The organism is Burkholderia sp. Ac-20353 (assembly GCF_017104785.1).
Lineage (GTDB): Bacteria > Pseudomonadota > Gammaproteobacteria > Burkholderiales > Burkholderiaceae > Burkholderia.
The window spans coordinates 80,845-106,140 of sequence record NZ_JAAGPL010000013.1 but is presented as its reverse complement, the minus strand read 5'-3'; the positions used below and the strand labels follow the sequence as shown (position 1 = coordinate 106,140).

22 protein-coding genes are annotated in these 25,296 nt (G+C 57.2%); 9 read left to right on the top strand and 13 right to left on the bottom strand.

The annotated features are described in order from the left end of the window. Nucleotides 1-318: 318 nt before the first annotated feature. The 4 genes from G3N94_RS06640 to G3N94_RS06625 form a co-directional block, all read right to left on the bottom strand. Nucleotides 319-606: a hypothetical protein gene (locus G3N94_RS06640; protein WP_205791324.1), complete on the bottom strand. Its 288-nt coding sequence runs from the start codon at nucleotides 604-606 to the stop codon at nucleotides 319-321. Then, entirely contained in the window at nucleotides 596-835 is a 240-nt protein-coding gene (locus tag G3N94_RS06635) for an AlpA family transcriptional regulator (RefSeq protein ID WP_205791322.1), read from the bottom strand. The genes G3N94_RS06640 and G3N94_RS06635 overlap by 11 nt, the downstream gene beginning before the upstream one ends. A gap of 116 nt (nucleotides 836-951) precedes the next feature. Next, the gene (locus G3N94_RS06630; RefSeq protein WP_205791320.1) at nucleotides 952-1,494 is read right to left on the bottom strand and encodes a hypothetical protein; all 543 of its coding nucleotides are present in this window, start codon (nucleotides 1,492-1,494) and stop codon (nucleotides 952-954) included. A 189-nt stretch (nucleotides 1,495-1,683) separates the two neighbouring features. After that, a complete protein-coding gene (locus G3N94_RS06625) occupies nucleotides 1,684-2,097 on the bottom strand; it encodes an ACT domain-containing protein (protein ID WP_346778658.1) in 414 nt (137 codons plus the stop codon). A 212-nt stretch (nucleotides 2,098-2,309) separates the two neighbouring features. Between G3N94_RS06625 and G3N94_RS06620 the strand changes: the two genes are divergently transcribed. Next, complete coding sequence (locus tag G3N94_RS06620; protein WP_205791316.1) at nucleotides 2,310-3,254, top strand: fatty acid desaturase; 945 nt, start codon at nucleotides 2,310-2,312, stop codon at nucleotides 3,252-3,254. Continuing rightward, entirely contained in the window at nucleotides 3,247-4,629 is a 1,383-nt protein-coding gene (locus G3N94_RS06615; protein WP_205791314.1) for a hypothetical protein, read from the top strand. The genes G3N94_RS06620 and G3N94_RS06615 overlap by 8 nt, the downstream gene beginning before the upstream one ends. Here G3N94_RS06615 and G3N94_RS06610 read toward each other — a convergent pair. From G3N94_RS06610 to G3N94_RS06575, 8 genes are all read right to left on the bottom strand, one after another. Next, nucleotides 4,532-5,467, bottom strand: a complete 936-nt coding sequence (locus G3N94_RS06610) for an HTH-type transcriptional regulator ArgP (protein WP_205791312.1) — start codon at nucleotides 5,465-5,467, stop codon at nucleotides 4,532-4,534. The genes G3N94_RS06615 and G3N94_RS06610 overlap by 98 nt on opposite strands. Nucleotides 5,468-6,091: 624 nt before the next feature. Then, nucleotides 6,092-7,018, bottom strand: coding sequence for a bifunctional methylenetetrahydrofolate dehydrogenase/methenyltetrahydrofolate cyclohydrolase FolD (gene folD / locus G3N94_RS06605; RefSeq protein WP_205791310.1), 927 nt, complete (start codon nucleotides 7,016-7,018; stop codon nucleotides 6,092-6,094). 96 nt (nucleotides 7,019-7,114) lie between these two features. Further along, nucleotides 7,115-8,743 (bottom strand): electron transfer flavoprotein-ubiquinone oxidoreductase, encoded by a 1,629-nt coding sequence (locus G3N94_RS06600; protein ID WP_241021644.1) that lies wholly within the window; start codon nucleotides 8,741-8,743, stop codon nucleotides 7,115-7,117. Nucleotides 8,744-8,957: 214 nt separating this feature from the next. Next, nucleotides 8,958-9,206: a glycine cleavage T C-terminal barrel domain-containing protein gene (locus tag G3N94_RS06595; RefSeq protein ID WP_346778659.1), complete on the bottom strand. Its 249-nt coding sequence runs from the start codon at nucleotides 9,204-9,206 to the stop codon at nucleotides 8,958-8,960. Further along, on the bottom strand, nucleotides 9,187-11,376 hold the full coding sequence (locus tag G3N94_RS06590) for an FAD-dependent oxidoreductase (RefSeq protein WP_205791304.1): 2,190 nt from the start codon (nucleotides 11,374-11,376) through the stop codon (nucleotides 9,187-9,189). Before G3N94_RS06590 ends, G3N94_RS06595 begins: the two co-directional genes overlap by 20 nt. Nucleotides 11,377-12,030: 654 nt before the next feature. Beyond that, nucleotides 12,031-12,414 carry a VOC family protein gene (locus tag G3N94_RS06585; RefSeq protein WP_205791302.1) on the bottom strand — a complete coding sequence of 128 codons (384 nt, stop codon included), beginning with the start codon at nucleotides 12,412-12,414 and terminating at the stop codon, nucleotides 12,031-12,033. 42 nt (nucleotides 12,415-12,456) lie between these two features. Continuing rightward, nucleotides 12,457-13,311 (bottom strand): S-formylglutathione hydrolase, encoded by an 855-nt coding sequence (gene fghA / locus G3N94_RS06580; protein ID WP_205791300.1) that lies wholly within the window; start codon nucleotides 13,309-13,311, stop codon nucleotides 12,457-12,459. A gap of 16 nt (nucleotides 13,312-13,327) precedes the next feature. After that, the gene (locus tag G3N94_RS06575; RefSeq protein ID WP_205791298.1) at nucleotides 13,328-14,434 is read right to left on the bottom strand and encodes an S-(hydroxymethyl)glutathione dehydrogenase/class III alcohol dehydrogenase; all 1,107 of its coding nucleotides are present in this window, start codon (nucleotides 14,432-14,434) and stop codon (nucleotides 13,328-13,330) included. A 317-nt stretch (nucleotides 14,435-14,751) separates the two neighbouring features. Between G3N94_RS06575 and G3N94_RS06570 the strand changes: the two genes are divergently transcribed. Together G3N94_RS06570 and G3N94_RS06565 are read left to right on the top strand one after the other, a co-directional pair. Next, nucleotides 14,752-16,581, top strand: a complete 1,830-nt coding sequence (locus G3N94_RS06570) for a bifunctional chorismate-binding protein/class IV aminotransferase (RefSeq protein WP_205791296.1) — start codon at nucleotides 14,752-14,754, stop codon at nucleotides 16,579-16,581. 143 nt (nucleotides 16,582-16,724) lie between these two features. Then, nucleotides 16,725-17,542, top strand: a protein-coding gene (locus tag G3N94_RS06565) for an IS5 family transposase (protein WP_205791294.1) whose coding sequence is annotated in 2 segments (ribosomal slippage) — nucleotides 16,725-17,073 and nucleotides 17,073-17,542 — 819 coding nt in all. Because the reading frame shifts where the segments join, the coding sequence is not laid out codon by codon here. Nucleotides 17,543-17,862: 320 nt separating this feature from the next. Here G3N94_RS06565 and G3N94_RS06560 read toward each other — a convergent pair. Continuing rightward, nucleotides 17,863-18,510, bottom strand: a complete 648-nt coding sequence (locus G3N94_RS06560) for a TetR/AcrR family transcriptional regulator (protein WP_205791292.1) — start codon at nucleotides 18,508-18,510, stop codon at nucleotides 17,863-17,865. A gap of 670 nt (nucleotides 18,511-19,180) precedes the next feature. Here G3N94_RS06560 and purU point away from each other — a divergent pair. The 5 genes from purU to G3N94_RS06535 are packed head-to-tail and all read left to right on the top strand — an operon-like array spanning nucleotide 19,181 to nucleotide 25,232. Then, nucleotides 19,181-20,053 carry a formyltetrahydrofolate deformylase gene (purU, locus tag G3N94_RS06555; RefSeq protein ID WP_205791290.1) on the top strand — a complete coding sequence of 291 codons (873 nt, stop codon included), beginning with the start codon at nucleotides 19,181-19,183 and terminating at the stop codon, nucleotides 20,051-20,053. Nucleotides 20,054-20,076: 23 nt separating this feature from the next. Continuing rightward, nucleotides 20,077-21,327, top strand: a complete 1,251-nt coding sequence (locus tag G3N94_RS06550) for a sarcosine oxidase subunit beta family protein (RefSeq protein WP_205791288.1) — start codon at nucleotides 20,077-20,079, stop codon at nucleotides 21,325-21,327. A 12-nt stretch (nucleotides 21,328-21,339) separates the two neighbouring features. After that, the gene (locus G3N94_RS06545) at nucleotides 21,340-21,660 is read left to right on the top strand and encodes a sarcosine oxidase subunit delta (RefSeq protein ID WP_205791287.1); all 321 of its coding nucleotides are present in this window, start codon (nucleotides 21,340-21,342) and stop codon (nucleotides 21,658-21,660) included. Then, nucleotides 21,647-24,646: a sarcosine oxidase subunit alpha family protein gene (locus G3N94_RS06540; RefSeq protein WP_205791286.1), complete on the top strand. Its 3,000-nt coding sequence runs from the start codon at nucleotides 21,647-21,649 to the stop codon at nucleotides 24,644-24,646. The genes G3N94_RS06545 and G3N94_RS06540 overlap by 14 nt, the downstream gene beginning before the upstream one ends. Further along, nucleotides 24,639-25,232 (top strand): sarcosine oxidase subunit gamma family protein, encoded by a 594-nt coding sequence (locus tag G3N94_RS06535; protein ID WP_205791285.1) that lies wholly within the window; start codon nucleotides 24,639-24,641, stop codon nucleotides 25,230-25,232. The genes G3N94_RS06540 and G3N94_RS06535 overlap by 8 nt, the downstream gene beginning before the upstream one ends. Nucleotides 25,233-25,296 lie beyond the last annotated feature (64 nt).

Genomic DNA, 25,296 nt, shown 5'->3' with positions numbered 1-25,296 from the left:
GATGTGCGCGGAAAATGGAACCCGCGGGGCCGGGGAGGCACGCCGCGGGTTCAAGGGGATCAGCGCCAGAAATTAAAAAAGCCTGCAACCATCAGGTTCGCAGGCTTTGCTCGCATTGCGACCACCACGCCAACGCACATACGTCGGTACATCGGGGCCGCTAACGCGTACTCGGTCGTGCGTTTGCTCGTCGACCGGAACAAGTTGTTGACTGCACTGTAGGCGCGATTTTGTAGCGATGCAAGCCTCAAAATCGCCGAGATTTCCGTTCCATCGTCCGTCAATTTCCGGGACAATCCAGCAAGATCCGAAACTTTTTTACGCCCGCCCCTTCTCTAGCAGACGGGCGAGAGCCTGCTTCGCCGAGGCGAGTTCCAGCTCGAAACGACTGCGCGGATGGCGCGGAATCTTGAGGCGGCGACACACAATCTCACGTCCGGTATGCCACAGAAATACCATGCGAAGCAGTTCCTTGTGACGAGGCTCGAGACATCTCCATGCCTCCTCGATCTTCGCCGCGTCAATCGGATCGTGTGGACCACGCGGTGCGTTTGCCCAGTTATCCAGCCGGGATTCCAGTGAAGCGCGGGGGGCATCAATCATCATTGCGCTCCCCGTCGGACGGGCTCGACGACACTCGGTATCCGGCCGGATCGACCAGGAACTGCTCGATATCCGACGTGCGCCAGCCGACCATTCGTCCGCCCAGCGATACCGGCCTTGGAAACGTACCGTCCTTGATGCGCTGATAGATGGTAGAACGAGACAGACCGACAACCTGCTCGACCTGTTTACGACGCAAGATCGCGCCCACCACACGTATTGAATCCGACATGACTTCCGTCCTCCTGGCTCTGTCCGGATCTGCTCGGCACAGATCCGATTCAAGCAACAGGATGCATTGACGGGCAATTCCGTCATGTCGTCAGGACCGTCCGTCGGAATCAATCGTCAATGGTGGCGTCCATCTGTCTCGTTGACGGCGTCGGGACGCAACGCCGCCGCAAATGTCTGCGCGCTGCGTGAGGCTTCACCGGTGGCCTGCCCCTTGAGGCCCATCTTCACATCAATTGCACGAGCAACGGTAGAGGACTTGGGCAGACGCTCTGGATCCCACTGCGCCCAATGCTCCCACATCACGTCAAAGAGTTGCGAGAGCGTGCGGGTCAGGTGCGGCAGCCGGATCGTCACGCCCTTGTCAGGCTGATCTGCTGGCTCCCTCCCCGTCTTCTCCGGCTCACGAACGCCGTCGAGTTGCCCGGTGCACTGCTCCAGACGTTGCTCGAGGCTATCTTCGAGTGCATGGTGGAGGGCGACCGTGCGAGCAAGTGCGCGCTCGAGCAGCAGGATCCGCTGATCGCGCCCACGCAAACGGGCCGACAGGCGGGATACTGCAGATTCGGCATCCCTGAAACGCGTTCGCCAGTAATCGACTGACCCGGCTGTGTCCTCGCTATCGGCTGTATCAGGATGACCGTTATCGGACTGGCACATATGCCCTCCCTTCCTCTTCGAGCGTCTGTCGAGAGGGTAACGACTCCCCAATTCTCAATTGCTCTTATGTATAACCCTACAGAGGCAATCTAGAAAGGAGAATCATTCGATGCAAGGCGAGCATCGTTTCCGGTACGTTAACTATCCACCTGTCAATAAAACTCACTGAATCATGGCAGATTCCGGCCACTATCCCCAGTGCGAGCACACACTTGAATGACGTATCCCATCGAGAACGGCAAGCGCCTCATCCGCGCGATCGACGGGGACAAGAATATGATCGTGGTAATAACCGGCGATCGCATTGCATGGAATTCCGGCTTCGGCCAGGTGAGATGAAACGACAGCGAGAAAACCCACCGCGTCGAGACTCGAATGCACCTTGAGGGTGATGAGGCGTGCCATAAAAGTATACGGCAGCGCATGACGGTCGGCATCCTGCAGATCGATCACCGCGGTCAATCCTTCGACTTCCCGGAAAGTACATAACGGCAATAAGTCCGCCGGCAACGTGAAGTCGGGAAAGGAACAGTAGACATAGACCGGCCGGGCCATCTCCGGCTCGATCGTTGCACACAGCGTCGCCAGGTCTTTCTCGCTCAATATCTCCTCCATCGGTAGTGACGCATTCTCTGCAAATTACACCACACGCTGGCGTTTCGTGGCGAATAGAAAAATTCATCGGCCGATAGCCTTCCTAACCGCCTCACCCGCAGGTCAATTCGTTTCCTAAGCTCAGGTCATCGCATCCGGAAAAGTAAATACATCCAGTAATTCGAACCACGGGGAGTTCACACCGCCTGAGGGAAGCTGCAATGAACCAAAGCGATACATCTCCGTCGATCCGTGCCGACCGGATCTCAATCAAGCAGGCCATGTTGGCTCGTATCCCTGCGTGGGAGCGACCAAAACCACGAACGTGGCGCTCCATTCGAGACATCGCTTTCGACTGGATAGCGATCTTCGTCGCCGTTTGGGCCACGCACCGCATTGGCTGGACGATCACGCCAATCGCGCTAGTCATGATAGGAAATCGACAGCGTGCATTGGGCAATCTACTCCATGAGGCCAGTCACGGCAATTTGAGCGCGCGCCGCCACATCAATGATTATCTTGCACATCTGTTGCTCGCGGCACCGTTGCTGAACAGCCTTCCGGTCTACCGAGATCTGCACGCACGCCATCATGCATGGCTGGGCGACCCTCAACGAGACCCCGATTTGTTGCCGTCGCTCACACACGAAGGAGACAACTGGTATCACGTCTACGTGCGCTGCCTTTCGAAGTTCTCAGTCTTTCGTGGTTCGCTGATCGGCCATTTCTCGAATGGAACCCTGACAAGCTACCAGCAACTCGGGATTCTGGCATGGTGGGTAGTGGTCGGCCTGTCAGTGGCGGCGGCCAATCCACACTTAGCTGTATTATTCGTCGCGCTTTGGATCGGCTCGCGCATCACCGTCTTCCACGCCATTACCACTTTCCGGGAGATGACGGATCATTACGGACTCGAGCCATCAGGTATCTTCGGTTTCACGCGAGAGATCCCTGATCACGGCCTGCTATCGACGCTGGTCCACCCGCATCACAACGGCTACCACCTGACGCACCATCTGTTCCCGACGATCCCTTATCACCAGTTGCCCAACTTACATACGCAGCTGATGGGTCTCGACGAATTCAGCGACCGCGCCGTCGTATGCCCGGCATACCTGATCGGCTTTCCATCAAGCGTGCTTGGTTGGGGAGCAAGCCATGGCTAATCGAACGCTATCCGTCTGGCACGTCGCGAGCCTGCTCGTCTCAACCAGTTGCGGAATCGGCTTTCTATTGGGGACGGGGGAACTCGCACTTCGGCAGGGTATGGCCGCCTGCCTGTACGCCGTCGCCACGGCGATCGGACTCCTCGTCCTGGCTTTCGCAGCACCGCACCTCTGGAAAACGGGACAGTCCATTTGGACCTATTTCGACGCGTCATATGGTCCAACTGTCGGTCAGCAAGTTGCTTCTCTTTCCTTGATTTGGATGACAGGCGTATTGGGCGCGCAAATCCGCGGTGCATCAGCCTTGCTAGCAATGCCTGGCGTGCCACGCACGACCTCAATCATGGTCGTCGATTGCCTTGTGGTCGGATTCTCGTTCCTTCGCCTCTCGTGGCTTTCTGGCCTATTCGCAATCTGCATGGGCGGATGCAACGCGATCTTGGTCTACGCTCTGATCAAGGTGCATCATCTGACCATGTGGATCCGGGCTCCGGAAAGTTTTGCGCAGTCGATTTACCTCAAGCCAATCGATCATGTTGGACTGACCTTCTTATCCGTCGTCGCACTGGTCATCTGTGGCGCAGACTATCAACAATTCCCACTTGAGGCGCGCACGCCGTCGGGCGCACGCATTGGTTGTCTGATCGCCGCGATTGTCGTCTTTGTCGTGGGGTTTCTTCCTGCTTCAACGGTTATCGCCAGTGCCGAACTGTGGCACTTGAACGCGCTGCCGGATTCGCTTCAGGTGATTCCTACGGAGCTCACCAGCGCGCTCGGGAATTCCGGTGGCATCACGCAAGCGGTCGTCGTATCGCTACTAGTGGTGACCGCCCTAGGCGCTGCATGCTCGATTCTCCGCGCTATGTCTGACGCAACTGCTACCTTATGGCCAAGTGCGTATTGCCGGTCCGCCCTGGGCCGGGTATTACCCGTTCTCGCCGCGACGTTGGTCGCTACTCACGGACAAAGCATCATCGACATGATGGTCACGCTGAACATCATCTACCTTGGTGCAGTCGGTCCGCTGCTCGGACTAACACTTATTGGCTGTCATATCACGTTTCGGGCCGCAAAGCGATCGATGTTCACCGGGTTCTGTATCTCAACGGCATGCTTTCTAATCCAATGGATCGATATAGTCAATCTGCCTGAATCACTGGCACTTATGCTCGCGTGGCCCTGTGCGTTGCTCGAAGCGTTACGGCCTGGAACAGCGATCAGCGTCCAGGTTCGTCAAGTGTCAAGGCGGTCCCTCGCGTCCAAGCTCATCGGGATAATCACTCGGTGGACTCACCGTCATCGTCGAGTTCGGGCGGAACATGGTCGAAGGGTTGAATTAGCGTGTGGCGCGCGTGACGGATCACAAGATCGCTGATAACCTCCGCATTCGAAGGTGCTGCCTCCCAATGGTGCCAATAGAGCTCGACAGCGATTCTGTGACTAGGCACCAAGGGTATCAGCGTTCCTGCATCGATGAGCTTTTGAGCCTGCAGACACGGCACAAGCCCGTACCCTACTCCGAATTCGATTGCAGTCAGTAGGGCTGACGGAGATGGAAAAAAGTGCGTCGCATAACCTCTCACCTTAAAGTCCAGCAATCGCTCAAGAAACAGTGCATGCAACCCGTCTTTCCGATTAAACAGCACTGCAGGTGCCGCCAGCACGCTGTGTAAGGTCAATCCCTTCGGGAAGAATTCACGAGTAAATTCTTCATTTGCGACACACTCATATTCCATCGCGCCGATAAACTCGGCCAGAAACCCCGTAGGAGGATCTTTCGATGTGGAAACACATCCCATCGCTTCACCGCGTGCCAGTAGAGGAAGTGTGTAATCCTGGTCATCAACCATGAGTTCAAGGGCGACATTCGCCTTGGCGATCTCCCAAGCGACAGGTTCGAACCACGTTGCTAGCGAATCGGCATTCACAGCGATGGCGATTCGAGGCCGCGGTGCGTCCATCGGTTTGATGCGCTGCAAAGTATCCGCCTCGAGTACCTTGAGCACACGGATATGTCGAAGCAGTGCCTCACCTGCGGGTGTAGGGATGTTTCCCTCGCGCACCAATAGAGGCAAACCGAGTGACTGTTCCAGTGCTTTGAGTCGCTGTGACACGGCACCACGCGTGACGTTCAACGCCCCAGCGGCTTCTCCGAAATGCCGCATCTCCACGACGGCAGCAAAAGCTTCCAGTTGTTGGCGATCGAAAATCATGTAGATCTTTCACTCGTTAGCGGCATGACGCCAGACTACTAACTTCAATTTCCGGATTCAGGCAACATAAGGTGCGACGTATGCCTGCATTTTGTTCGGCGCGGTGCATCGACATCATGTCCCATTTCCATAACCGGCACACCACCACTAGCTGTAGCGTTTGGTGCCAGGTTAAGCTGGGACTGGAGACGCAACCTATGCGCATATCCCACAATCGGGCGATATCGATTCACCTCCGCAGACTTCCACCTATATGGTGATCGGCAGATTGCATCGCGAATTGACGGCGTTGCGTCGCGTCATGAGCCATTCTTTGGAAGAGTGCTCATCTTCCTGTGTGCACTACGCAACGAGGCCTGCCGCACAATTGAATGCAATTCAGCATCGCTGAGCGTCGCGATGACTTGCTCAGCGTATTCGTGATGCATTCGGGAGAGTGGAGCCGCTAAATCCTTCGCATCGAGGTATCTCAGAAGCGCGATTCGGCGGTGTCGACATCCAATACTGTGCTCATAGAGCGCTAACGCAGCGGTCGCATCGCCGGATTCCCCGACACGTTTGACTAGCTGTCTGGTATCAAGTCGCTTCATGGCTGCGTTCGTTTCGGCACGCGATGGTGCAATGCTATTTCGCCGGTACTTCCCAGAACGGCTGGTCAGGATGGAATGCCTCTAATTTCGCATACCGTTCGGCAGAGCGCAGCGTGTTTTCCAAAAGCATCGTGACCGTCATCGGTCCGACTCCACCTGGAACGGGCGTTATCCAGCTAGCACGCCGGCTGACCGAACTAAAGTCGACATCGCCAACGATACTGCCGTCCGCGAGGCGATTGATGCCGACATCAATAACGATGGCCCCGTCCTTGACCATATCACCAGTAATCAATCCTGGCTTGCCAGCAGCAACGATAAGCACGTCTGCTTCGCGGGTATGGCGCTTGAGGTCGCGCGTTTTGATATGGCAAACAGTCACCGTCGCTTCACGTTGAAGCAGCATGAGTGCCATGGGCTTGCCGACGATATTACTTGCCCCCACCACTACTACATCTTTGCCGCTCACGTCGATGTTCGTCGTATCCAGTAGGAGCTGGACCCCATACGGTGTGCAGGGTGGGAAGATTGAATCCCCGACCACGAGCGCTCCGACGTTATACAGATGGAAGCCGTCCACATCCTTGTCGACGGCAATTGCCTCGATGACCCGCCGTACGTTGATGCCCACAGGTAACGGCAACTGTACGAGAATGCCGTGGACCATGGCGTTTGCATTCAACGAGGCAATGGTATCGAGGAGGTCCGCCTCTGTGCAGTCGGCCCCGAAGCGATGCATCATCGAACGAATCCCGCTTTCACTGCACGCCTTGGTCTTGTTGTTGACATAGACCTGCGACGCAGGATCGTCACCCACAAGTATGACGGCAAGACCAGGGACAATTCCTTGAGAAGCGAGAAACTGGGCGCGCTCTCTGAATTTCGCCCTCATCGCAGTGGCAAGTGCTCGGCCGTCGACCAGCTTTGCCTGGACGTTGCGATATTCAACCGTAGATTCCATTTGATGTTCCTTCGCAAATTGGGGCACGATTTCTCAGCCCGCATGTACCGCAGCTAGTCGAATGAGCGGATGTTGATGGAGGTGAAACACGAAGCGTCACATGGCTCCATAGTTCGGCCCACCACCACCTTCCGGCGTGACCCACACGATGTTCTGCGTCGGGTCCTTGATGTCGCAGGTCTTGCAGTGCACGCAGTTTTGCGCGTTGATCACGAGGCAATCGCTGCCGTCGTCGTTCTTCACGAATTCGTACACCGCCGCCGGGCAGAATCGCCCCTCCGGCCCCGCGTACGTGCGCAGGTTCACGTTCACCGGCACGCTCGCGTCCTTCAGCGTCAGGTGCGCCGGCTGGTTTTCTTCGTGGTTCGTGTTCGAGATGAACACCGACGAGAGGCGATCGAATGTCAGCTTGCCGTCCGGCTTCGGATACACGATTGGCTCGCATTGCGACGCCGGTTTCAGCATCTCGTGATCGGCGTGCTGGTGATGCAGCGTCCACGGCACGTTGCCGCCCATCAGCTTCTGTTCGAGGCCCACCATCAGCGTGCCGAGGTACAGGCCCTTCGCCATCCACTGCTTGAAGTTGCGCGCGCGGTACAGCTCGTTGTACAGCCACGATTGCTTGAAGGCGTCCGGGTACGCGTTGAGCTCGTCCGACTGACGGCCGGCCTGCACCGCGTCGAACGCGGCATCGGCCGCCAGCATGCCGGTCTTGATCGCCGCGTGGCTGCCCTTGATCCGCGACGCGTTCAGGAAGCCCGCGTCGTCGCCGATCAGCGCACCGCCCGGGAACACCGTCTTCGGCAGCGACAGCAGGCCGCCCGCCGTGATCGCACGCGCGCCGTACGACACGCGCTTGCCGCCTTCGAGGAAGGCGCGGATCGACGGATGGGTCTTGTAGCGCTGGAATTCCTCGAACGGCGACAGGTACGGGTTCGTGTAGCCGAGGCCGACCACGAAGCCGACCACGACCTGGTTGTTGTCCATGTGATACAGGAACGAGCCGCCGTAGGTGTCCGACTTCAGCGGCCAGCCGGCCGTGTGGATCACGAGGCCCGGCTTGTGCTTGGCCGGATCGATTTCCCACAGTTCCTTGATGCCGATCCCGTACGCCTGCGGATCGGCGTTCGCGTCGAGCTTGAACTTCGAGATCAGCTGGCGGCCAAGATGACCGCGGCAGCCTTCGGCGAACAGCGTGTACTTCGCGTGCAACTCCATGCCGAGCTGGAAGTTCTCGGTCGGCTCGCCGTCCTTGCCCACGCCCATGTTGCCGGTGGCGACGCCTTTGACCGAGCCGTCGTCGTTATAGAGAATCTCCGCGGCCGGGAAGCCGGGGAAGATCTCGACGCCGAGCGCCTCGGCCTGTGCCCCAAGCCAGCGCGTCACGTTGCCCAGCGAAATGACGTAGTTGCCGTGGTTCTTGAAGTTGCCGGGCAGCGCCCAGTTCGGCGTCTGCACCGCGCTCTGCTCGGACAGGAACAGGAAGCGGTCTTCCGTCACCTCGACTTCGAGCGGTGCGCCGCGTTCCTTCCAGTCGGGGAACAGCTCGGTGATCGCGCGCGGGTCCATCACCGCGCCCGACAGGATATGCGCGCCGATCTCCGAACCCTTCTCGAGCACGCAGACGCCGATCTCGACGCCCTTCTCGGCGGCGAGCTGTTTGATCCGGATCGCGGCCGACAGCCCGGCGGGGCCACCGCCGACGATCACCACGTCGTATTCCATCGATTCACGTTCCAGCGCGGCCACTCTAACCTTATCTCCTTGAGTCATTCGTCACTTAGTTTGGCGAAGGCGAGATCTTCTTTGCCAAGTTGACAGGCGAGAGGCATTTCCACCACCACCTGTGCAAGTTGGTTAATTCTCGGCCTCCAAGCGTGTATTGCTATGTTTAGGTACTCACAAAAAGCCGACTGTGCGGGCCCGGCCCCCACAACACTTACTTGCCACGCAAGCGCAGCCCTTCAGGGTCGTATGGCGGTTCTTTAAGCAGTTTTGCCGCGCGTTTTTCGCCAAGGACGTGAATTTCGAATGTCGAATGACGGTCAATCGCGTCTGCATCGACGTACCCCATCGCCAGACTCTTGCCTGTCGTATGCCCATATCCACCCGACGTAGTAAAACCAACTACCTTGTCGTCGCGCCATATCGGTTCAAACCCGCTTGCATCAGCATCCATTGCATCCACTTCGAGCAACGAGTCGCCGCGTCGGTGAAATATCGGCGCTCGCAATGGTGGCATCGCGTCCGATGAAGTCTTCTTTGGACAGGTCGACGAATCTATGTAGGTCGTTCATCGCCGGTGTATATTCCGGGCCGAACTCCCGCGACCAGATGCCGTAACCCTTTTCAAGTCTCAATGACAACAGCGCCCAGACTCCGTACTGGCGCAAACCGTACTCCTTGCCAAGCCGCATCAGATTGTCATAGAGCGTGCGGACGTGTCCCGCTTCGCAGTAGATCTCATAGCCGTACTCACCAGTAAGCGAAATGCGTGCGACGACAACCGGGACAACACCCGCTTCTGCGGTATTGACACTCATAAAGGGCGCACATTGTGTTGCCGCATCCTCACCGGCGAGCGCAGTAAAGAGTGCCTTTGCATTTGGACCTGCAATCGCCAGCATTGCCATCGAGTTGCTCCGATTCTCCAGACGGACGGAACCGTCGGACGGAAGATGCTCCTCGTACCAGCGCATGTGCCAGTTCTGAAGGTAGTAAGAGCCCGTTACGAGAAAACGGTCCTCGGCAATGCGCAAGATCGTAAGGTCGCCTTTCAACCTCCCGGCCGGGGAAAGCATTGGCGCCAGTTTGGCACGACCTACTGCAGGCAGTTTGCTTGCAAACATTTTGTCCAGCCATTGCGCTGCGCCGGGGCCGGACACCTCATACTTTGCATATGTACTTGCGTCGAAAACGCCGACAGCCTCACGAACTGCCTTGCATTCCTCAGCAACCGTCGGGAACGCATTAGACCGACGGAAAGTCGGCGTTTCGACGGGTTCCTGGCCCTCGGGCGCAAACCACAACGGCGTCTCAAGACCGTAGACGACTCCAAAAATTGCGTTTGCGGCCTTTTGACGATCATAGAGCGGCGAAGTCGCCAGCGGCCGACCGGCGGGCCACTGCTCGTTCGGGCTGGCCAGGTAGAACCGGTGTTCATAGAATTCTTTGGCTTTGGCAGTGACAAAGTTCTGCGATAGACCCGGGAAGCGCGAAACGTCCATCCCGAAGACGTTGTCTTCCGGCTCACCATTGATCATCCATTGCGCAAGCGCGAGGCCGACCCCACCGCCCTGACTGAACCCTGCCATGCATCCACATGCGGCCCAATAATTTTTCAGGCCTCGCACCGGCCCAACGAGCGGATTGCCATCGGGCGTAAAAGTAAACGGCCCATTTACGATTCGCTTGATACCCGTATTTCCAACACTCGGAAACCGCGTAAACCCCTTAAGAAGATCGTCTTCTATATTTTCAAGCCGCGGGGGCAGCAGATCGGTCTCGCCATATTCCCAAGGAGTACCGTTGAGCGACCAAGGAATCGAGTTCTTCTCATAGACACCGAAAAGCACCCCGTTGTGCTCCTGGCGCATGTAGATCTCGCCGTCGAGGTCAATAGTGACAGGGATCTCCTTGCCGTGAGCCACGAGTTCAGGAATATCCTCAGTGATGAGATAATGGTGCTCCATCGGAATAAGTGGCAACCGCACTCCCGCCATGGCCCCAACTTCACGGGCCCAAAGGCCCGCCGCATTGACGACATGCTCGGCATGGATTTCCCCCTTGTCCGTGATCACATCCCAAGTGCCGTCAGGCCGTTGTTTCAGGGCCTCAACTTTGGTGTGCTGGAAAATCTCGGCACCCTGCTTCCGCGCCGCCTTTGCGTATGCCTGCGTTGCGCCGTACGGGTCGAGATGGCCCTCGTCGGGCGCCCAAAGGCCGCCCACAACATCCGTGGTATCCACCAGGGGACACATTGCCTTGATTTCGGCTGGAGTGATCAACTCACTTTCGATGCCCATGAAGCGATGACGCGACCATTCAGTTCGCAAAAACTCCCAACGCTCGGGTGTCGCAGCGAAACTGATACCGCCCGGAACGTGAAGTCCAACGTCCTGGTCGCCAACCTCCTGAATCTCCTTGTAAAGAGCAATCGTATATGCCTGGAGCCGCACGATGTTGGGGTCGCTGTTAATCGAATGAAATCCCGCTGCAGCATGCCACGTCGAACCGGCTGTGAGCACTTTCCGCTCAAGAAGTGCGACGTCCTTCCACCCAAACTTCGTGAGGTGATAAAGCACGGAACAGCCGACAACGCCTCCGCCAATTACGACAACCTGATAGTGTGATTTCATTGATTCACCTGTGCTATTGCGACCACTTTTGGGAGAATGACCGATGAAGGGAAGCCGGCCACATCGACCGCCGCGACAGACTAAAAAATATGCCGACCCAACTTGTCGGGAAAGCCAATAGACCTGATACGGTGCATGCAAAATTTGATGCACGATTATTGGTTGGCAATCAGCCACTTGCTTCGCGAAGCGAGCCAGGGGACGCCGCAATCCGATATGGGGACGGACAGGAGGGCATTCGACGAAGGGGGCGCCGAAGTACGCTAAGCGGTAGAACGAGTCCGCAACGGTCGAAGTCAGTCCTTTTCGACGCGCTTAATTTTCCGCCATTGATAGCCGCCGGCCAGAATGATGTAGAGCCACCGCGCAGGCGCAGCATGCTCGAGTAGTGTTTCGTTGATGGCGCCGCCCTGTGTGCAGTGTCCTGACGGCAAGCTTTTTATAGACCGTGTTCCACGCCTATGATCTCTACGACGACCAGATTCTGGCCGCTTGCTCAAGGACGCTGCAGTGCGAAAATCCAATCATGCAGCTTACCGGGTCGGCTGAAACTCGCAGTATCGGCAAGCATAAGCTACGTGAAAATTTCGTGGAGGCGGAGCGATGCAAGCGCTCCGCCTCCCTTTCAACTACTCCGGCGTGCAAGTCGATGAATTACTCGGGTTTAAAACAGTAGACCGCAAGCTTGGTACCATCAAGATCGCGTACATAAGCCGCATATGCGTGCGGTGCCCAGCCGCGCGGGCCAGCGGCACCCTCGTCCTTCGCACCCGCGGCCAATGCCGCGTCGTAGAAGGCATGAATCGAAGCGCGATCAGGTGCTTCGAATGAGACCGTCACGCCATTGCCCACAGTAGCGGGCTGGCCATTGGCAGGCTTGAGAACGAAGAACGACGGCGCCCCGTTCCCCCAGATCGAACCGTTGTCACCCAGGTCCGCCACTCGCTTCAACCCAATTTTTCCCAAAATGTCGTCATAGAAACTCCGAGCCTTGTCCAAGTCGTTGGTGCCGACAGTCACATGCGTGAAAACAGACATATTTCCTCCTATTGAGTTCGTGTACTACGCAAAGCTTTGGGGTCACCCCAAACGGCTAAGTTGCCGCGTGTGATAGGCGATGTGGTCAAAGATGAACGTCGTGATGAAGTAATACCCGTGGTCGTACTTCGGATGGCGGCGCAGCGTCAGCGGCTGGCCGGCGTCACGACAGGCCGCCTCGAACACGTCGGGGTTCAGCTGATTCGCGAGAAACTGGTCTGCGAGCCCCTGATCAATCAGGATCCCTTCGTCGAACTTTCGCGCATCCGCGCGCGCCACCAGCTCGCTTGCGTCGTAACGCTTCCACGCATCACGGTTTGCGCCCAGATAACCCGAGAACGCCTTCTCGCCCCACGGGCAACGCATCGGCGCGGCAATCGGCGCGAACGCCGATACTGAGCGGTACACGTTCGGATTGCGCAGCGCGAGCACGAGGGCGCCGTGCCCGCCCATCGAGTGACCGAAGATGCCGAGCCGCGCGCCGTCGATCGGCAACTGCGACAACACCGTCTCGTGCAGTTCGTTGACGATGTACGAGTACATCCGGTAATGCGTCGACCACGGCGCTTCGGTCGCGTCGACGTAGAAGCCCGCGCCGACACCGAAGTCCCATGCGTCGGTCTCGCCCGGCACGTTCGCGCCGCGCGGACTCGTGTCGGGCGCAACAAGTGCGATACCGTACCGTGCCGCGAATTGCTGCGCGCCCGCCTTGATTGCGAACGTCTCCTCGGTGCAGGTCAACCCCGCCAGGTAGAACAGCGCGGGCACGCGGCCGTGCGCGGCCTGCGGCGGCAGGTACACCGAGAACTTCATCGGCAGGCCGATCGCCGTCGAGTCATGGCGATAGAAGCGCTGCTCGCCGCCGTGGCACGCGTGCGACGAAACGAGTTCGAGCATCGTCGTCTCCTGTCGATCAGAACAGCACGACCGAGCGGATCGACTCACCCTTCTTCATCAGGTCGAAGCCGTCGTTGATCTTCTCGAGCGGCAGCGTGTGCGTGATCAGGTCGTCGATGTTGAGCTTGCCTTCCATGTACCAGTCGACGATCTTCGGCACGTCCGTGCGGCCGCGCGCGCCGCCGAACGCCGAGCCCTTCCACTCTCGGCCCGTCACCAGCTGGAACGGACGCGTGCTGATTTCCTCGCCGGCCGCCGCGACGCCGATGATGAACGACTGGCCCCAGCCCTTGTGCGTGCACTCGAGCGCCTGGCGCATCACCTTCACGTTGCCGATGCATTCGAACGAATAGTCCGCGCCGCCGTCCGTCAGTTGCACGATGTGGTCAACCACGTTCTCGACTTCGTTCGGGTTGATGAAGTGCGTCATCCCGAACTTCTTCGCGAGCTCGACGCGCTTCGGATTGATGTCGACGCCGATGATCTTGTCCGCGCCGACCATCTTCGCGCCCTGGATCACGTTCAGGCCGATGCCGCCGAGACCGAACACGACGACGTTCGCACCCGCCTCGACCTTCGCCGAGTAGACGACCGCGCCGACGCCCGTCGTCACGCCGCAGCCGATGTAGCAGATCTTGTCGAACGGCGCGTCCTCGCGCACTTTCGCGACCGCGATCTCCGGCACCACGATGTAGTTCGAGAACGTCGACGTGCCCATGTAGTGGAAGATCGGCTTGCCATCGAGCGAGAAGCGCGACGTCGCGTCCGGCATCAGGCCCTTGCCCTGCGTCGCGCGGATCTTCTGGCACAGGTTCGTCTTGCGTGACAGGCAGAACTTGCACTCGCGGCATTCCGGCGTGTAGAGCGGAATCACGTGATCGCCCTTCCTCACCGTGCCGACGCCGGGGCCGACGTCGACGACGACGCCCGCGCCTTCGTGGCCGAGGATCGCCGGGAAGATTCCTTCCGGATCCGCGCCTGACAGCGTGTAGTAGTCGGTGTGGCAGATGCCCGTCGCCCTCACTTCAATCAGCACCTCACCCGCGCGCGGCCCTTCGAGTTCGACCTCTTCGATCGTCAGCGGCGCGCCGGCCTTCCATGCAATCGCGGCTTTCGTCTTCAAAGCTTCTCCAAAAATGAGTACTAGAAAAATATGAAATCTCGAACATCTCAATACCCCGAATTCCCGCGTACTTTATGCTGCTTTTCATAATAAACACAAGCCACAATTGCCAGATGATGCATCGAATATTTCATGCAATGCATCAAAAATTCTGATTTGACATTATAAAATTCAAAATAGATTATGATAGTTTTTATATTTTTAATACTCAGGCTGACGCATTGAAATTAAGTCTTCGCGAGGAAGCAAATGCGACCCTATACTTCACTTTCATACAAATCATGCATGACAAGAAACTTCCGTCATAGCTGGAAATAATGAACGTTTTTGCACTCCTCGACGACTGCACTTCCAAACAGGATTACAAGACAAGTCATCTTTATACGGACTATGTCCACCAGCATGTTTGTCGTGATTTTCATGATTTCGAGCTTGCACTGGGTGCTGTTGCAGAGGAGCTGCACCAGGGATTGCATGCCCTTCTCATTTCCGATTATGAATTCCGTCAACAGGTCCACGGTAACGCAACTCTCCGCATGCTCGTCTTCCGAGACCGCGCTCGCCTATCAAGCGATGAAGTTTACGATTGGCTAAGGCGTCTGGATCTCGGCCGTGAAACGCCCAGTGTCGCCGGCATTGGTGGGTTGTCGACCGACACTTCGTTTGAGCAGTACAGTCGTCAATTCCAGCATATCCGCCAATCGCTGATCAACGGCGATTCTTATCAAGTAAATCTTACATATCGTCTAGGATTCGATATGTTCGGATCCCCCGTTGGTCTGTATCGGCGCCTTCGAGATCGTCAACCTGTACCTTTCGGGGTTTTTATTTCTCTGCCAGATGGCAGATCCATCCTCTCATTTTCGCCCGAATTATTTGTCGAACGAAGTGGCAACGTGATAAGAGCACGGCCAATGAAGGGAACTGCCGCTCGCTCGACGATATCCCCCGAAGATCACGCCAATGCCGAGTTTCTTAGAGCTGACCCGAAAAATCGCGCAGAAAACGTAATGATTGTGGATCTCCTGGGCAATGACATCTCTCAGATCGCTGAAACGGGCTCAGTACGTGTACCAGCCCTCTTCACCATCGAACCCCACGGGACAGTTTGGCAAATGACCTCCACAATCGAAGCCAATGTTTGTCCAGATGCGACCTTTTTCGATATTTTCCGGGCGATGTTTCCATGCGGATCGATAACCGGGGCGCCGAAGCTGAGCACGATGGACATCATCTGCAAGGTCGAAGCGTCGACCAGAGGGTCGTACACGGGTTCGATTGGATGGATTGATAAGGCCTCGAGCACCGGTATGGAAGATTTCGGTGACTTCTGTCTTTCGGTAGCCATTCGAACGCTCGAGCTTAGCAACCCTTGTAAGGCGGGTATCCGCCGAGGGATCTTTGGAGTTGGGGGCGGAATTGTATTGGACAGCCAAGTCGACGCTGAATATGAGGAGACAACCTTGAAAGCCAGATTTCTGACAGAATTGGATCCCGGACTAGCGCTAACTGAATGCATGTACGCTACGCAACGGGACGGTGTCCGCCATCTGAATGCACATATTGAACGAATTCAGGAGAGCGCGCGCTGGTTCAACTTTCCTGTAGACATTGATCGCCTTCTCGACGATATCAAAGCTCAGTGCGCCCAGCTTTCACCCGACGTCGCATATGAACTCGAAATCCAGATAGCAAAGCCAGGCGTTGCCCAGTTCACGACCAATCCTGTCAACCCTACGGACAACGACATTGTCGGAGTAGTTCTGGCGCATGAACACGGGTTTCAATGCTCCCGCTCCGATGATCCGCTTCTGAGGCACAAGACAACGCTACCTCGAGAATATGAACGTGCGAGGGACGAGGCAAAAAAACTGGAGTGCTATGACATGATTTTCTTCAATGAGCGTTACGAACTAACTGAAGGCACGCACTCAAATGTCTTTGTCTTACTGGATGGCAATTGGTATACGCCTCCTACTTCATGCGGCCTCTATAATGGAGTCATGAGAGAGGTTGTCCTCAATGACCCGGCCTTTGGAGCAACGGAACGTATCATTTCTCGCCGCGAATTTTTGCGCGCTGACGCCATTTTTGTCAGCTCAACAGTTCACGGCCCACTCAAAGCACGTGCATTGCACCGACTATGAGCCGAACGGTGATGCGGGACTTGCACGCACTAACGCGTTGCCCTTTGATCTCTTAGAGGCCAGTTCAAAAAGACCCCCGAGGGGCTGTTAACTTCGCCGGCGACCTGTTAACCTCAAGCATCTGAGCAACGGGATCATGAGGAATGCAAGCGCCGATCGTTGATGACGAATTGTGGATACTCATCGAACCATTGCTGCCGCTGCCGAAACCGCGGCGAACAAAGAATCCAGGACGGCTTCCGGTTCCGAATCGTGCAGCATTGAACGGCATCCTGTTCGTGCTCAAGACCGGCATTCGATGGAACCATCTGCCGACCCAGCTCGGCTTCGGTTCGGGGGCGACCTGTTGGCGCCGGCTTCGCGACTGGCACGAAGTCGGCGTGTGGGATCGCCTCCATGCACTGTTGCTCGCCAAACTGCGGGCGGCCGACCAGATCGATTTCTCACGTGCCGCCGTCGATTCATCATCGGTACGGGCCGTTGGGGCGGGCCAAAAACTGGCCCGAACCCCACCGATCGCGCGCGACCCGGCTCCAAGCATCACATCGTCACCGACGCCAACGGCACACCGCTCGCCGCGATCCTGACTGGCGCGAACGTCAACGATGTTACGCAGTTGCTGCCGTTGATCGACGCGATTCCGTCGATTCGAGGTTTGCGCGGCCACCCCATTCAACGGCCTCGCGTGGTCTACGCCGATCGTGGCTACGACTCCGAGCGGCATCGGCGAGCCCTGCGCAATCGCGGTATCCAGCCAGTGATCGCCAAGCGCCGCACCGAACACGGCAGCGGACTCGGCAAGTATCGTTGGGTGGTCGAACGTACGCACTCCTGGCTCCACAATTTTCGTCGCCTACGCACTCGCTTCGAGCGACGTGCCGACATTCACGAAGCATTCCTGAAACTCGGTTGCTCGCTTGTCTGTTGGAACATCTTCAGGCGCATCGAGCAGCCTTTTTGAACTGGCCTCTTAGATCAGGCTGGTGCGCTCCACCTCTCCCTCGCAGAGCAACGCGACAGTCAGTTGTGTGAGGCGCAGCCGCAATCCCGTATAGCCCTGCTCGAAATCGGTACCTAGCGGAGCCGAGCCAGCCGGCAGCACGAACCGCCACAATGGCAGGAGCGGCGAGCGCGTCACGGGGAGTCAAGTGGTGCTGACGGGGAATCGGTCATCCCCCAAAGCTTACGCCGGGCTCCAACCAGAGGCGGCAGCTCAACCACGCGCGGTCGCGCATCTACGCCTCGCCGATGACGGGGCGGACTAGCTTCACACCCGGCACATTACTTGCTCGACGGAGATCCTGCCTGCACGATGATCCTGACCAATTCATCAAGCTGCCCCTCCGTCTCCTCTGGCGGGAGGTCGAACAGGTCGAACATCGCCATTCCACGCAAACTGGCAAAGACAAAGCCTGCGAATCGCTGTGGATTCGAATGTTGCGCGTCGACTTCCGGAAAGCAGCTGATGAACCGCGCAAAAAAAACAGGGTCTGACCGAGCGCGATGAGCGTCGATGCGAGCGAATAACTCCGGCGAGGATTTGCAGCCGAAAAACAGACTCCAGGCCGCAACATAACCCGGAACCCCATAAATTGTCTGCCAGGCGAGGTGCACGAACTCACGCGCACGCTTCTCCAGAGGCAAATCGAGCGGCGGCCACACCACGCCATCGTCGGCTAGCGGTGCCATCACTTCATCAATAAGCCGCTCCATCAGCACTTGCCGACTCGAGAAGTGATGTTGAAGGGCACCGAGCGTCACACGAGCTCCTCGCGCAATGTCCTGAAGATTTGCCGCTCGGAATCCCCTCTTTTGCAGCAGACGCATCGCAGACTGAATGATGCGTCGACGCGTCGCGTCACTACGCTCTTCCTGGGTGCGCCGCCGCCCGGTCTGCCGGGACGCTTCTGGTTTCGTAACTGTACTCATAAGCCAACGTTCGTGAGCATGCGCACGAAGTGTATTACAGGATGGCGCCGCAACGAAGCACGGCCAGCCGATCGAGGGTAAACGACACACATGTAACATTAATTTTTTATTGTTCTATGACTTGGCTACCCATATACTCCCCACAAAGTAGGCTTGACGCAGTCGAACAGTGGCGCGTTGGCACAATGGTGCCCCGCTCCCGCCCTGGCACCCCCACAAACGATAAATAATTATTGTTTGTTGTCGAACCTGAGATGAAGCTTGCCTGGTCAAGGGAACACGCAAGGGCCACTGGCCCGGTAACAAGGTGAACGTTATGCAAGACCGAAGAGATGAGACGGCCAGCCTGAAACGCCAGTTCAGAAATCGCCATGCCCAGTTAACTGCTCACGGGGGAAGCATTGGCGATGGCCGGCTTCTTGAGTCTGTAGATGTGCTGCCCCTACCCGGCCCGTCGATGGTGCTTGTTCACGCTATCGCCAGCGTGGCTGCGTTTCCACATGCTGTTAGCGCCTACGTGATGTCCCTCCGGCATGTCGTTGTCTGCGTCGCCCATCGCGCGACGGGACGATATCGTAAGGAAGTCCTTCAGAACCAAGAGCGCGTTCAAACCGCCGCGTAACAAATTGCACTACCAAACAGATCTCTCACTTGCATTTAGGAACACTCCATGTCCACCGCAGCCGAGCAAAAAATCTCCGACTACCTGTTGACCTTCGAATGCCCGGACCGTCTGGGTATCCTCGCCAAGACGTCGAACTTGCTGTTCGAACAGGGCGCATACATCACCGAGTCCTTCCACTATGGCGACCCCCAGACTCAGATGTTCTTCGCACGCATGGTTTTCAACGACCACGTGCTGAAGTCGTCTATCAACGATCTTCGCGCGAAACTGACGGATCTTTCCCAATCACTCGAGATGAAATTCACGCTTCGTCTGGCCAACTATCGCCCGAAGGTGCTGATTGCCGTCTCGAAATACGACCATTGCCTTAACCTTCTATTGACCAAGTGGCGCGCCGGTGCCCTCGCAATCGACATCGTCGGTGTCGTGGCGAACCACAACGACTGCCGCAGTCTCGTCGAGTGGTACGGCATTCCGTTCCACCACTTCCCGATCACGTCGGAAACGAAACCGCAACAGGAAGCACAGATTCTCGATCTGTTTGCAACTACGGGAGCTGAGTTGCTCGTGCTCGCCCGCTACATGCAGATTCTGTCCGACGACATGAGTCGCAAGCTCGAAGGTCGCGCGATCAACATTCACCATTCCTTCCTCCCGGGGTTCAAGGGCGCACGCCCGTATCACCAGGCCCACGACCGCGGCGTGAAGGTCATTGGCGCGACGGCGCATTTCGTAACCAGCGACCTCGACGAAGGTCCGATCATCGCGCAGGAAGTCAAGGTAATCGATCACACCTATACCGCAGATGACATGGTGCTGGTCGGCCACGATACCGAGGCAGTGGCACTCGCCAACGCCGTCCGACTGTTCAGCGAAGGCCGAATTTTCCTGAATGGTCATCGCACCGTCATCCTGTAATCGAAACGCGGAAGAGGTCTCGCTTGGAACACTATTCATTCTGGACACTGGCGAAGCACGCGCTGTTTGGCCATCGTACCTGGACGCCTGCGTGGCGCTCCCGCGAACCGAAATCACGTTACGACGTTGTTATCGTAGGTGGCGGAGGTCAAGGCCTCGCCACTGCGTACTACCTTGCGAAGAACCACGGTGTCACGAATGTCGCCGTGCTCGAGAAAGGCTGGCTGGGTGGCGGAAACACCGGGCGCAACACGACGGCTATTCGTTCGAACTACTTCTACCCCGAGAGCACGAATTTTTTCGAGCGCTCGCTGCAGCTATACGAAGGCCTGAGTAAGGAACTCAACTACAACATCATGTTGAGTCAGCATGGCATATTGACACTCGCCCACACACCGCACCAAATGGACGGGCTCGAACGCTGGTCCAATTCCATTCAGTTGCAAGGTATCGACGCCGAAATGTTCGATGTCGACCAAGTCAGGGACTATATGCCCGCCCTGGACACGAGTCTCAATGCGCGATATCCAATTCTCGGCGGCTTCATTCAACGCCGCGCCGCCGTCGCACGGCATGATGCCGTGGCGTGGGGTTACGCGCGTGGTGCCGACAACCTCGGTGTCGACATCATCCAGAATTGCGAAGTGACCGGCTTGCGCATGAGTGGCAATCGAGTACGTGGTGTAGAAACCAAAAATGGTTTCATCGAGGCCGACAAGGTTGTCATCGCAGTTGCGGGCCATTCCTCCGTCCTCGCCAAGATGGCCGGGCTTTCATTGCCGATCACCAGCGTCGCACTGCAAGCGATGGTCAGCGAGCCAGTGAAGCCCGTCCTTTCGGGCGTCGTTAATTCGCCGGTTGTGCACGCCTACGTAAGTCAGTCCGATCGTGGCGAAATCCTGATTGGCGGTCGTGCTGATGCATATCCCTCATACGGCCAACGCGGCACTCTTCCGGCGCTTGAGGAGACGTTGAGCGCCGCCCTGAATTTGTTCCCGAGATTCAGCCGCCTAAAGCTGATGCGGCAATGGGCCGGTATCGTTGACATCTCTCCGGATTCCAGCCCGATTCTCGGAAAGACGCCGGTGACGGCGCTTTACATCAGCACTGGTTGGGGAACCGGGGGGTTCAAAGCGATCCCCGTTGGCGGGGAAACACTCGCCTACACAGTTGCTAACGACCGTCTCCACCCTCTCATCGAGCCGTTCGGCCTGGACCGCTTCGTGACTGGCCGTTTCATTAATGAAGCCGCCGCCGCCGGTGTTAACCATTAAGCGAGAAGAGCCATGTTACGCATTCCGTGTCCGTTTTGCGGTAGCACGCGAGACGAAGACGAATTCACTTACGGCGGACCGCTCGAGCGAGTTCGGCCTAGCGCTCCACAGGGTCTGTCAGATCAGCAGTGGGCCGATTATCTTTTCACGCACGAGAATGCGAGGGGCAACTCGCTCGAGCGTTGGCGCCATACGATCGGTTGCCGGCAGTGGTTCGGCGTCGAGCGTGACACCGTCAGCCACGAACTGCTCCGAGTATTCACTTTTGCCGAGGTTCCGCAGATCGGCGAGACGGTAACACGCACCGAGGGAGGTGTTCATGAAACAGCTTGAGCGCGTCCCGGTATTCGGGCGACCCGCAAATGAACCTCGCCGCAAGGTTCAGTTCACGTTCGACGGAAAGACCTATGAAGGGCTCGAGGGCGATACCCTCGCGGCAGCACTGCTCGCAAATGGCGTCGATACCGTTGGCCGCAGCTTCAAACTTCACCGGCCTCGCGGCATTATGGGCAGCTCAGTCGAAGAACCGAATGGGCTCGTACAACTCGAATCGGGGGAGTTCGACGAGCCCAATGTCCGTTCGACAATGATCCCGTTGTATCCCGGTCTGCGGGCCACGAGTCAAAACGCTTGGCCGAATGCTCAAAATGACGTTCTTGGCATCCTGGATCGCTTTGCGAAAATGTTGCCGGCATCGTTCTACTACAAATCGATGATTTGGCCGAACTGGCACTTCTACGAGCGCTTCGTGCGCCCGATCGCCGGACTAGGCAAAGCGCCTCGTCTGCCGGATGCCCAGAATTACCAAAAGCGCAATATTCATTGTGACTTGTTGATCGTCGGCGGCGGCCCAGCTGGGCTCTCGGCTGCAGTCGTGGCGGGCAATGCCGGCCTTCGCGTGATTCTCGTCGACGACCGAGAACAGTTCGGTGGTTCATTGCTGGCTGAACGCTTCAACGTAAACGGCGTGTCAGGGGAACGATGGGTCGAGCGAACCGTTGCCCAGCTCAAACAGCTGCCCAACGTACAATTGATGCCGCGCACGAACGTAAGCGGCTACTACGAGAACAATTTCCTCGCGGCAGCACAACGTGTCAGCAATCACCTTGGCCCTAACGGGCAAAAAGGTCGTTTGCGTGAGCGTCTATGGCGCATTCGTGCCCGAGCGGTGATTTTGGCGACGGGCGCCATCGAGCGACCACTCGTATTTGCTAACAACGATCGCGCCGGCATCATGCTCGCATCGGCTGTCCGGCTGTACGTGAACCGATTCGGTGTCGTGCCTGGCTCGCAAGCCGTGATCGCGACGAACAACGACGACGCGTATCGGACGGCCTTTGACCTACATACCATTGGCGTCAAGTCTATCTGTGTCGTCGACACTCGTTCGAAAGTTTCAGACGAACTGGTCCGAGAACTGAAGGGACGCGGCATTGTTCATTATGTTGGCTATGGCATTCGCGACGTCGTCGGAAAGCGGAGAGTCAAGGCGCTTAAGCTGTCACGCCATATCGGCAATGGAACACTCGCCCCCGACGTGACCACCATCGAATGCGATCTGGTGGCGATGTCGAGTGGATGGACGCCGACGATCCATTTGTACAGTCAGGCCGGTGGCACCCTTCAATACAAGGAAGGAATTGCATGCCTGATCCCTCAATCCTGTGTGCAGTCGGTAAGCATCATCGGCGCCGCAAATGGGGACTTCTCGTTGCCCGAGTGTATCGAAGCAGGTGTCAAGGCGGCAGAATCGGCCGTTGCGAAGCTTGGCGCCAAACTGACCTCGCCCTCGACGATTCCCCAAACGCACGATGCTGAGCGCGAGTCGTTGCGAATCGAGCCGTACTGGTACACAACGAACACGCGCACGGACAAACAGTGGCTCGATTTCCAGTACGACGTAAAAGTTTCGGACGTCGAGTTGGCCATGGGCGAAAATTTCCGTTCCGTCGAGCATGTTAAGCGCTATACGACCGGCGGCATGAGTGTCGACCAAGGTAAGTCGAGCAACTTCAATATTCTCGCCATCATGGCGGAATTGAGCGGGCAGCCGATTGTAAAGGTCGGCACGACGCGCTTCCGTCCGCCCTATCAACCGGTAACGATCGGTACTTTTGTGGGAGGGGCGGTCGGCGAGTTGTATTCTCCGTGGCAAACACTGCCCGCGACGTCGTCACATACGGCTGCGAAAGCACGATACGGCGAGTATGGATGGCGCCGTCCCGACTATTACCCTCGCGGGCACGAGGATATAGTCGCGGCCACCCGTCGCGAAGTACTCGCAGTGCGCAGCGGTGTCGGCATGTTCGATGGCTCGCCGCTCGGCAAGATCGAGGTGAAGGGGCCGGACGCAGCCAAGTTCTTGAACCGCGTGTACGTGAACAACCTCGCCACGCTGAAGCCTGGATTAGCGCGCTATGCGATGCTGACAAACGACAACGGCGTGCTTATCGACGACGGCGTCATAGTACGCCTGGCCGAAGACCATTATCTCGTCCACGCAACTAGCGCCGCCGTCGGGCGCGTGTTCTTGTTGTTAGAGGAATACCTGCAGTACGATTGGCCTGACCTGCGCGTTCACATCAACAACGTCACCAGTCAATGGGCAAATGTCACGGTCTCCGGGCCGAAAGCACGTCTCGTGCTCCAGCAACTGGATTCCGACATCGACTTCTCGGCCGAGAGCTTCCCGCATATGCACTTCCGGAGTGGCAAGCTTGCCAACGTGCCGGTGCGAATTCTCAGAGCCAGCTTCACGGGTGAAGTGACGTATGAAATTTCGGTTGGCAGCCGTTACGGCAATGCACTGTGGGACCTCATTAAAAAGGTCGGCGATGCATTCGGCGTTACACCATACGGGATCGAAGCTCTCGAGGTGATGCGTACCGAGAAGGGCTATCTGCACGTTGGCGCTGATACCGACGGGAACTCGAATCCGCTGGATGTCGGCTGGGGCAAAATCATCGAAAAGAAGACAGAAGACTTCATCGGCAAGCGGTCGCTTCAACGTCCCGCTGACAAGGCGAACGGACGGCTCGAATTGGTTGGTCTCGAATCGGTTGACCCGAAAATACCGCTTCCTGTCGGCGGGCACTTCATCAACGGTGACAACACCAATATCCCTATTAAGTCTGATGGTTACGTTACGTCCGCATGCGTGAGTCCCATGCTCAACAAGGCAATCGGATTGGGCATTCTGCGTAACGGCTTCTCGCGCTTGGGCGAAGTTGTCACCATTTATACGCGGGGCAAGACGATTTCAGCACGCGTGGTGCCGACCGCACATTTTGACCCGAAAGGAGAACGCCTCAATGGATAAGCTCATCGCACGCACCGTGGTAGCGCCGTTGTACGTTTCGGAGCAGGTGTTTCCGATTCGAGCAGGATCGCTGCAAATTTTCGAGCTACCGCTAGCTGGCATCATTCGCCTCCAAGGTCGCACAGATGATCCTGAGTTCCGAGCGAGCGTTTCCGCAACCGTTAGTGTACAGCTCCCGTTGGCGGAGACTTTTTCGCCAGGAGCTGACGTTGAGCTTGCGTGGGTGGGGCCGAACGAGTACCTCTGTTTCTGTCCGCTCGACGCCGAGGAACGAACCTTCTCGGCATTGACTGCGGCACTGGCAGGACAGTTTGCAACCGCGACGCTGTATTCGGATAGTCGTGTCTGCTTCCTAATCACTGGCACCGATGCTACGGCGTTTCTGGCAAAAGGTTGCTCGATCGACATGCATCCCGCCAGCTTCCCGGTCGGACGTGTTGTGACGACTCGATTCGCCGACCTGCCCGCAATGGTAATGCATCGGAACGAGGGAGAATTCGTCGTCTACTTCGATGTCAGCTACATCGAGTTCGCTCTCAAATGGATATTGGACGCAGCGGAGGAGTTTATCGAACGGACAGCATGACCATTAATTGATCTTCAGGAATGGGCCCATGATTTAACGTGGGCCTTTTTTTGATCGCTTTGGC

Excerpts from the sequence above, each read along its gene's own strand:
- G3N94_RS06640 (WP_205791324.1), bottom strand. The coding sequence starts at position 606 with ATGATGATTGATGCCCCCCGCGCTTCACTGGAATCCCGGCTGGATAAC.
- G3N94_RS06635 (WP_205791322.1), bottom strand. The coding sequence starts at position 835 with ATGTCGGATTCAATACGTGTGGTGGGCGCGATCTTGCGTCGTAAACAG.
- G3N94_RS06630 (WP_205791320.1), bottom strand. The coding sequence starts at position 1,494 with ATGTGCCAGTCCGATAACGGTCATCCTGATACAGCCGATAGCGAGGAC.
- G3N94_RS06620 (WP_205791316.1), top strand. The coding sequence starts at position 2,310 with ATGAACCAAAGCGATACATCTCCGTCGATCCGTGCCGACCGGATCTCA.
- G3N94_RS06615 (WP_205791314.1), top strand. The coding sequence starts at position 3,247 with ATGGCTAATCGAACGCTATCCGTCTGGCACGTCGCGAGCCTGCTCGTC.
- G3N94_RS06610 (WP_205791312.1), bottom strand. The coding sequence starts at position 5,467 with ATGATTTTCGATCGCCAACAACTGGAAGCTTTTGCTGCCGTCGTGGAG.
- folD (WP_205791310.1), bottom strand. The coding sequence starts at position 7,018 with ATGGAATCTACGGTTGAATATCGCAACGTCCAGGCAAAGCTGGTCGAC.
- G3N94_RS06600 (WP_241021644.1), bottom strand. The coding sequence starts at position 8,743 with ATGGAATACGACGTGGTGATCGTCGGCGGTGGCCCCGCCGGGCTGTCG.
- G3N94_RS06590 (WP_205791304.1), bottom strand. The coding sequence starts at position 11,376 with ATGAAATCACACTATCAGGTTGTCGTAATTGGCGGAGGCGTTGTCGGC.
- G3N94_RS06585 (WP_205791302.1), bottom strand. The coding sequence starts at position 12,414 with ATGTCTGTTTTCACGCATGTGACTGTCGGCACCAACGACTTGGACAAG.
- fghA (WP_205791300.1), bottom strand. The coding sequence starts at position 13,311 with ATGCTCGAACTCGTTTCGTCGCACGCGTGCCACGGCGGCGAGCAGCGC.
- G3N94_RS06570 (WP_205791296.1), top strand. The coding sequence starts at position 14,752 with ATGAACGTTTTTGCACTCCTCGACGACTGCACTTCCAAACAGGATTAC.
- G3N94_RS06560 (WP_205791292.1), bottom strand. The coding sequence starts at position 18,510 with ATGAGTACAGTTACGAAACCAGAAGCGTCCCGGCAGACCGGGCGGCGG.
- purU (WP_205791290.1), top strand. The coding sequence starts at position 19,181 with ATGTCCACCGCAGCCGAGCAAAAAATCTCCGACTACCTGTTGACCTTC.
- G3N94_RS06545 (WP_205791287.1), top strand. The coding sequence starts at position 21,340 with ATGTTACGCATTCCGTGTCCGTTTTGCGGTAGCACGCGAGACGAAGAC.
- G3N94_RS06540 (WP_205791286.1), top strand. The coding sequence starts at position 21,647 with ATGAAACAGCTTGAGCGCGTCCCGGTATTCGGGCGACCCGCAAATGAA.
- G3N94_RS06535 (WP_205791285.1), top strand. The coding sequence starts at position 24,639 with ATGGATAAGCTCATCGCACGCACCGTGGTAGCGCCGTTGTACGTTTCG.